An 8,235-nucleotide genomic window follows, 5' to 3' on the forward strand; every position below is an offset into this window, starting at 1 on the left:
TTAAATTACCTGTGGATAATGAACTTGCCGGTATAAACATCAGCCTCCGTCTGAATGCTCAGTATAAACAGGCCGGATGGCAAATCAGAAACATTGATCATCAATACATCGTTGTAGGCATTGGCTATAAATGGCGCATTCATGGCCTTCCCGTTGATATCAAAAACAACGGCACCTGCTATTCGCCTACCAGCCGGCCACTTCACTGCAATATAATGGACGGCTGGATTCGGGTAGATCCTAAGCAAAAGAGCATTCAATTCATGCTGTATAAATCCGGAAGCAATCAGGGTGTCCGACTGATGCAGGCCGTCAAACGAAATATTATCAATGAATAATATTGAATTACCCTTCACCGAATAGGTCACATTATCGTTAATGGACGTGATACTTATATTTGCACTGTCAGGAACAACAGTTGAATCATCATAGAAGATACGAACGGAAAAAGGCTTGTAAACTGTATCATTATCCCACAGTTCAATGGCTCCTTTACCGACCTGAGCACCTGCCTTATATACATTAACACTTACCTGAGCAGTATCACCGTCCGGATTGAATATATAGTAACCGTTTAGTGAAGAGACACGCCCGTTAACCGGAAATATGGGGCCATAAATATCATTCCCTCCTTCCACATGGGATTGCATTACACCGGGATTATGCAAGGAAAGAAGATTCTGAACCTTCGCTGCATACTGTCCGTGCTGCGCTTTGTCAGTACGAACTACCGTTTGTGGCAGGTTGATTCGATTACGACGGTCAAACGTCATCCAGGATATCGGGTATTGGGTAATTATGTTTGTCAATTCTTCAAACCCCGGGTTGGGCACATTTTGAGTTGTTCCCGTAAACGAGACATTGTCGATTTCCAGTCTATTATCGGGGTTAACCGTTAATCCAAACAACGGATCATTGGAAACAAATGCGAGAATGACTGAATCCGGTAACGTGGTGGAATCTGTATAAAATATAGGAAACGCCTTGCGAACAAATGCTCCATGTGTGCTGTCCTGAATATAGAAGGCTTGCTGTGCAATAGAAATCCCGTTCTTTTTAAGTATAATAAAAACCAATGCAGGATAACCTGACAGTAATGCTGATTTATAATGAACCGCGAGACTATCCGGACGGGCAGTAAACGGCACGCCGCCAACAGGAAAGTTATTGGAAATCGTACCCATCAATACCACTCCAAAACCGTCCTTATTATCCCTGCCATCCATGATGATTGACCTGGAGCCATCAAAGGAGACACCTACTCTGATACTATAGGATAACCAATCCTTTAACGTAACCAATGTATCTTCCCCCCAAAACTCAAAATCAAAATTAGGGATAGGATTCGCTCCGATATAGAACTGCCTAAGTTCACCCAGGGAACTGTCAGTGCCTGCCGTTGCCTTTACCCTGTAATAGTAAATACCTTCGGACAGGGCGGGTGTGATGACAGAAACCTGCCGGTCTGAATTTCCAGAAATTGGGTTGCCAAATACGGGAATCGTATTCCCAAGTGATATTGTCTGCCCGTATTCAAAGACAACTGTTGCGCTGCTGCCGTGTGGATGTACCCTGCCAAATAACCGTACCTGATTTGTAGGATCAACAGATGCATCTCCGGTGACGGCAACCGGAAGGCCAATGGTGAACGAAAGGATAATACCGGCGGAATCTCCACCCGGTCCCGATGCCCGTATTCGAAAATAATACCTTCCGGGACTCAGGCTAGATGTCGTCGCGGATACCGACTGGAATGAGTTCCCGGCAATTGAATCCGGAGTGATTTGCGTGCTGTTTTCAAAGGCAATTGTTGTACCATATTCGAATGCAACATGCGTGTTGATTCCGTTAGGATTTACAGAACCTGAAAAACGAACGGAGTTATCTGAAAATAGGGTTACGCTATCTGTTCTTACCGATGGCGCCGTCGGCAAATCTTCCGTATAAACAAAATATTTCCCCCATTCTCCTCCAAAAGCGCCGGTATAGGTATTGAAAAAATGGACTGTTCTCAGGTTCCGTATCGTATCATTGATGGAATCAGGCAATGCAAAGGTATTCCAGGTATTTCCGCCGTCTGTGGTGGCTTTAATGACTCCTTTATTTCCAACGGCGAATCCATGCAGGGCATCCTTGAATCCAATGTCGTTTAATATTTCCTGATTATCTGCATCCACTATCGTATTCCAGGTATTTCCGCCGTCCGTAGTTTGCAGGATAGTTTGTTTCAGCCCAAACTCGCTGCCGCCAACAATAAATCCAACCGAGGCATTCTTAAAATAGACTTTATTAAAATCTCTGGCTGATACAGCACCCGGTATTGAAACAACATTCCAGTTTGTTCCGCCATTGGTTGTCTTTAGTAGTGTCCCGCCTTTGCCTACGGCAAAGCCAGTTGTTGCAGAAATAAAACAGACAGACGTCAGCCAGTGTCCATTCATATCTCGCTGTACAGACCAGGTGGTACCACCATCGCTTGTTTTCAGAATAGTCTGAACAGTATCATCCTGTCCTCCCACCACAAATCCTTCTTTCGAATTAACAAAATAAGTACCGTTAAAATCCCGCTCACGCACGGATAAGGGCAAATATCTATTGAGATAAAACCAGGAATTAGAGGTATTAATGGTCTTCAATACGGCTCCCTGCCACCCTACAACATAGCCTATGGTATGTGTCGGAAACGATACATCCGTAAAACGGAGAGCAGTTGTATCATAATCATTGTAAATATCAATATCCAGGCCTCTGTTGGTATAACGTATAATATTATTGGTCGACTGAAGCCCCCCGGCAACAATATCCGTATTGGCATCAATATATCTGATTGCCTGAACAGATCTGGCATGTATTATGCCGACCGACTGCCATCTGCCCTGCGCAAAAGAATCTACTCTGAGCAGGCAAACTAAAACAGCAATCCATACGCCGCCCATCCTTAAAAAACATTTGCACTCACGCATATATATAACTTGCTTAATTCCAGTATAAAGTTAATCACTAAAACCATTATGATGACTGACATAAATCATGCAATATTTTAACCATCGAGCCAGCACCTTCGTTTAAACTAAAAGAGGATAGCAAAAAATGCTATCCTCTTTATATCCTGTTCAGATGATTTTTTACTTATTCCTCCGTTTTCTCTTCGGGTGTTGCAGACGTTTCATCAGCAACAGCTGCATCCTCTTTCACTTCCGTTGCATTTTCTTCCACGACCTGAGCTGTTTCCGCTTTTTTAGCAGCACCCGCACGACGTGTTTTCTTCTTAGGCTCAGCCGATTTTTCAGTTTTTGGTTTATAAGTTTCGTTGAAATCCACCAACTCAATGATTGCCATTTCAGCAGCATCTCCCAATCTCGTACCCAAACGAACGATTCTTGTATATCCGCCGGGTCTGTTGCCTACTTTTGGCGATACTACATCAAACAATTCCTTTGTAGCTTCTTTGTCCTGCAGATAACTGAACACCTCTCTGCGGGAATGCGTCGTATTGTCTTTTGCCTTTGTAATTAAAGGTTCAACATACCCTCTCAGTTCTTTAGCCTTTGCTATCGTCGTTTCAATTCGTTTATGAACGAATAATGCTGAAGATAAATTTTTCAGCAACGCTGCCCTGTGCCCGTATTTTCTGCCTAAGTGATTTATTTTATTTCCGTGTCTCATCTTTTTATTTTTTGTATGAAGTATTCTTGCATGAAGTATGCAGTAACGGTCTACTGCCTATTTATTACTAAATACCATCCTTCATTAGTCGTCTAATTTATATTTTGATAGATCCATGCCGAAGTGCATTCCTTTTTCGATGATCAGCTCTTCGATTTCCACTAAAGATTTACGTCCAAAGTTTCTGAATTTCAATAATTCATTGGTATCATACTGAACCAATTCGGATAAGGAATTGATCTTAGCCGCTTTTAAGCAATTGTATGCACGAACGGATAAATCTAAATCTTCCAGAGGCGTTTTCAAGATCTTACGCATGTGTAAGATGTGCTCGTCCACCACTTCTTCCTGGCCTTTTTCCTCAGAGTCAAACGTAATGTTTTCATCAGATACCAGCATCAGGTGCTGAATCAGGATTTTAGCCGCCTCTTTTACGGCATCTTCCGGATGGATGGTACCGTCTGTTTTTACGTCGATAATTAACTTTTCAAAATCCGTACGTTGCTCCACACGGGTATTCTCGATTTTGTAACGTACGTTCTTGATAGGCGTATAGATAGAATCTACCGGAATCAAGCCAACGATGGAATTGTCTACGTAATGCTCTTCAGCGGCCACATAGCCTCTTCCTTTGCCTATGGAAATTTCCAGTTCAATCTGAACATTCTTTTCCATGTTGCAAATCACCAGTTCGGGATTGGTCACCGCAAAAACATTGGTATGCGCCTCGATATCACCGGCGGTGAATTGCTCTTTATTTTTCAGGGAGATATAGATTTTTTCAAATCCTGCATCTGCATCCTGTAATACCCTCTTTAAACGAACTTGTTTGATATTCAACACGATTTCCGTTACATCTTCGATAACACCCTTGATGGTAGAAAACTCATGGTTGATACCGGCAATTTTGATAGCTGTAATAGCGTATCCTTCTAATGAAGACAACAACACCCTGCGCAGTGCATTACCTATGGTATTTCCAAAACCTGGTTCGAGCGGTGCGAATTCAAAGGTACCTTCGAAGTCGGTTGCTTTCTGTAAAAGAATCTTATCCGGTTTTTGAAACGATAAAATAGCCATATATTAAGTTTATTTTTAATGAAGAAAAAAGAATGAAAACTTCGTAAAGCCCTTCATCCAGTTTATTATTTAGAATACAATTCGACAATCAGCTGTTCTTTAATCGTCTCCGGTATCTGGTCTCTGTTTGGAATCTCCACATACTTACCCTCCAGTTTCTCCGTATTCAGTTCCAGCCAGCCGTATTTTTTTACCCTGCCTGATTTCAGCGTATCCTGTACGATATCCAGTTCCTTGGATTTCTCACGGATACTTACCACATCACCCAGTTTTACCGTTGCAGAAGGGATATTAACGATTCTTCCGTTAACGGTGATATGTTTGTGATTTACCAACTGACGCGCTGCGCTTCTGGTAGGGGCAAATCCCAAACGATACACCGTATTGTCCAGACGCTGCTCGAGCAAACGCAATAAGTTCTCACCTGTAACACCATGTTTACGGGCAGCTTCCTCAAATGTTTTGTAGAACTGTCTTTCCAACACACCATACGTGTATTTCGCTTTCTGTTTTTCTTTCAACTGAACAGCATACTCCGATTTCGTTGAACGTTTTCTGGAGTTACCGTGCTGTCCCGGAGCATATTTTCTTTTCTCAAAAGCTTTATCGTATCCGTAGATAGCTTCTCCGAAACTTCTTGATTTTTTAGTACGTGGACCTGTATATCTTGCCATTGTATATTACTTCTATAATGTTAAACTCTTCTTCTTTTAGGCGGACGGCAGCCGTTGTGCGGTAAAGGTGTCACATCACGGATGACAGTTACTTCGATGCCCGCATTTCCGATAGTACGGATAGATGACTCTCTTCCGCCTCCGGGGCCTTTCACAAATACTTCCACTCTTCTCAAGCCTGCTTCATAAGCTTTCTGACCTGCATCCTGTGCCGCCATCTGTGCTGCGTACGGAGTGCTCTTTTTAGAACCTCTGAAACCGCATTTTCCGGCACTGGACCATGAAATCACCTGTCCGCCCTTGTTGGTATAGGAGATGATGATATTATTGAAAGTAGCCTTGATATAAGCATAGCCTTCGGCTTCTACTTTCACCACTCTCTTCTTTGTTGTCTTTTTTGTTGCTGTTGCCATTGACTTAGACTTACAATTTATTATTTAGTTACTTTTTTCTTTCCTGCTACCGTCTTACGTTTTCCTTTACGGGTACGGGCATTACGTTTAGTGCTTTGTCCGCGTACCGGCAATCCTTTACGGTGACGGATGCCTCTGTAAGAACCGATATCCATCAAACGCTTGATGTTTAACTGGGTTTCCGAACGTAAAGCACCTTCTACTTTAATTTCCGCATTGATTACGTTACGGATGGCTGTCGCTTCATCGTCATTCCATTCGTGTACTTTTTTCTCAGGGTCTACCCCTGCTGATGTTAAAATGTACTTTGCCGTTGATCTGCCGATTCCGTAGATGTAGGTTAATCCGATGTAACCTCTTTTGTTTTTAGGAAGATCTATACCTGATATTCTTGCCATAGTATTATCCTTGTCGTTGTTTAAATTTTGGATTCTTTTTATTGATCACATACACTCTGCCCTTTCTGCGTACAATGATGCAGTCTTCACTTCGTTTCTTTACAGATGCTTTTACCTTCATGGTGGTATTTAAGTTTATTATTTATATCTGAATGTTATTCTTCCCCTGGAGAGATCATACGGAGAAATTTCAACTGCGACTTTGTCGCCCGGAAGAATCCGTATGTAGTTCATACGCATTTTGCCGGATATTGTAGCTAAAATTTCGTGGCCGTTTTCTAATTTAACGCGAAACATCGCGTTAGAAAGAGCTTCCGTGATCGTACCATCTAATTTTATTAAATCTGTTTTACCCATAATTTTCGGACTGCAAATATCATAATAATTATCTGAAATCCTTAATATATTCTGACTTTTTTATGGCTTCGAATATTAAATTATGGTCACTAAGTACATCTGCTTTCCCGCGTTTTACCGCTACTGTATGCTCAAAATGAGCAGATGGCTTGCCGTCTTTAGTGACTATCGTCCACTTATCGGGTAATGTACGTACCTGATAAGTACCTAAATTTATCATTGGCTCAATGGCTATCACCAGTCCTTCCTGCAACATTGGTCCTTTTCCTCTTTTGCCGTAATTGGGCACATCCGGTTCTTCGTGGAGGTTTCTGCCCACACCATGTCCTATTAAATCGCGCACCACCCCGTAGTTATGGTCAATCTCGCAATATTTCTGAACTGCAAAGCTGATATCTCCCACTCTGTTTCCCGCGATTGCCTTTTCAATGCCCAAATAGAGCGAATTGAACGTAACCTGCAACAATTTTTTGATTTCTGCAGGAATATCCCCAATTGGGAAGGTAAAGGCAGAATCGCCGTAAAACTCGTCTTTGCACACGCCGCAGTCAATGGAGAGGATATCCCCTTCCTTGATTTCTCTGTCGGATGGAAAGCCGTGTACTACCTGTTCATTCATAGAAATACAGAGTGTTGCGGGAAAACCCCGGTACCCTTTAAATGCCGGCGTACCACCATTATCCCTGATGAACTGCTCTGCTATTTCGTCCAACCTGGAGGTTTTCACTCCCGGCCTGATGTATTCGACTAAAAGTGCGTGCGTCTGGCTGACTAACAAAGAACTCTTTCGTATATATTCAATTTCTTCCGGAGTTTTAAGGTGTATCATGGCTCCTTCAGAACTGTTAATATTCGGTTGTTAAGGCACTTCTGCCTCTTATTTTAGCTCCGGATTTCGTTAATCCGTCATAATGACGGCTCAATAAATGCGAATTGATTTGCTGCATCGTATCCAATACCACAGAAACCAAAATCAATAAAGATGTACCTCCAAAAAAGTAAGCAAACTGACTGTTAACGCCCATAATATTTGCAAAGGAAGGCATAATGGCGATTAAGCCCAGAAAAATGGAACCGGGCAAGGTTATTCTGGATAAAACGGTATCAATATATTCAGCGGTATTCGGACCTGACTTAACGCCCGGTATGAAACCATTATTTCGTTTCAAATCATCCGCCATCTGAACCGGATTCATGATTAATGCGGTGTAGAAGTAGGTAAACAACACCACCATGAGGAACATAATGATGTTATAGGGTAATGAGGTAAAATCGGTAATTTGTCTCAAAAAACCCGAAGCTGAGCTGTCCGGAAATAACTGTGCAACCGTACCCGGGATAAACAGGAACGCCTGAGCAAAAATGATGGGCATTACACCGGCAATATTCACCTTCAGCGGCAGAAAACCTCTGCGTTGTGTGTAGGCATTATTGCCTCCTGACATTTGTTTTGCGTAGCTCAACGGCACTTTTCGAATAGCCTGAATCAACATAATGGTTCCGATAACCACTATTGCCAGAATAATCATTTCAAAGACGAGCATCAGAATACCGCTTCCGGTAGTAGCTCTGGATTTCACTTCCGCCCAGAAGGAGGCCGGCAGTCTTGAAATAATATTAGACATGATAATGATGGAAGTACCGTTA

Annotated in this window: 10 protein-coding genes; all 10 read right to left on the reverse strand. The window is 42.4% G+C overall.

Going from position 1 to position 8,235, the window contains the following annotated elements; genetic code table 11:
- Positions 1-5: 5 nt before the first annotated feature.
- Positions 6-2,963, reverse strand: coding sequence for a T9SS type A sorting domain-containing protein (locus tag IPM95_14280; protein ID MBK9330431.1), 2,958 nt, complete (start codon positions 2,961-2,963; stop codon positions 6-8).
- Between the two features lie 166 nt (positions 2,964-3,129).
- Positions 3,130-3,666, reverse strand: coding sequence for a 50S ribosomal protein L17 (rplQ, locus tag IPM95_14285; GenBank protein MBK9330432.1), 537 nt, complete (start codon positions 3,664-3,666; stop codon positions 3,130-3,132).
- A gap of 84 nt (positions 3,667-3,750) precedes the next feature.
- Positions 3,751-4,746 (reverse strand): DNA-directed RNA polymerase subunit alpha, encoded by a 996-nt coding sequence (locus IPM95_14290; protein MBK9330433.1) that lies wholly within the window; start codon positions 4,744-4,746, stop codon positions 3,751-3,753.
- Positions 4,747-4,811: 65 nt separating this feature from the next.
- Positions 4,812-5,420 (reverse strand): 30S ribosomal protein S4, encoded by a 609-nt coding sequence (gene rpsD, locus IPM95_14295; GenBank protein ID MBK9330434.1) that lies wholly within the window; start codon positions 5,418-5,420, stop codon positions 4,812-4,814.
- Between the two features lie 20 nt (positions 5,421-5,440).
- The gene (rpsK, locus tag IPM95_14300; protein MBK9330435.1) at positions 5,441-5,833 is read right to left on the reverse strand and encodes a 30S ribosomal protein S11; all 393 of its coding nucleotides are present in this window, start codon (positions 5,831-5,833) and stop codon (positions 5,441-5,443) included.
- Between the two features lie 20 nt (positions 5,834-5,853).
- Positions 5,854-6,231, reverse strand: coding sequence for a 30S ribosomal protein S13 (gene rpsM, locus IPM95_14305; GenBank protein ID MBK9330436.1), 378 nt, complete (start codon positions 6,229-6,231; stop codon positions 5,854-5,856).
- Between the two features lie 4 nt (positions 6,232-6,235).
- The gene (gene rpmJ / locus IPM95_14310; protein ID MBK9330437.1) at positions 6,236-6,352 is read right to left on the reverse strand and encodes a 50S ribosomal protein L36; all 117 of its coding nucleotides are present in this window, start codon (positions 6,350-6,352) and stop codon (positions 6,236-6,238) included.
- Positions 6,353-6,369: 17 nt separating this feature from the next.
- The gene (infA, locus tag IPM95_14315) at positions 6,370-6,588 is read right to left on the reverse strand and encodes a translation initiation factor IF-1 (protein MBK9330438.1); all 219 of its coding nucleotides are present in this window, start codon (positions 6,586-6,588) and stop codon (positions 6,370-6,372) included.
- Positions 6,589-6,616: 28 nt separating this feature from the next.
- Positions 6,617-7,417, reverse strand: coding sequence for a type I methionyl aminopeptidase (gene map, locus IPM95_14320; GenBank protein ID MBK9330439.1), 801 nt, complete (start codon positions 7,415-7,417; stop codon positions 6,617-6,619).
- A 16-nt stretch (positions 7,418-7,433) separates the two neighbouring features.
- On the reverse strand, positions 7,434-8,235 hold an 802-nt coding region (locus IPM95_14325), incomplete at its 5' end, for a preprotein translocase subunit SecY (protein ID MBK9330440.1).

It is taken from the genome of Sphingobacteriales bacterium (genome assembly GCA_016719635.1).
GTDB lineage: Bacteria > Bacteroidota > Bacteroidia > Chitinophagales > JADIYW01 > JADJSS01.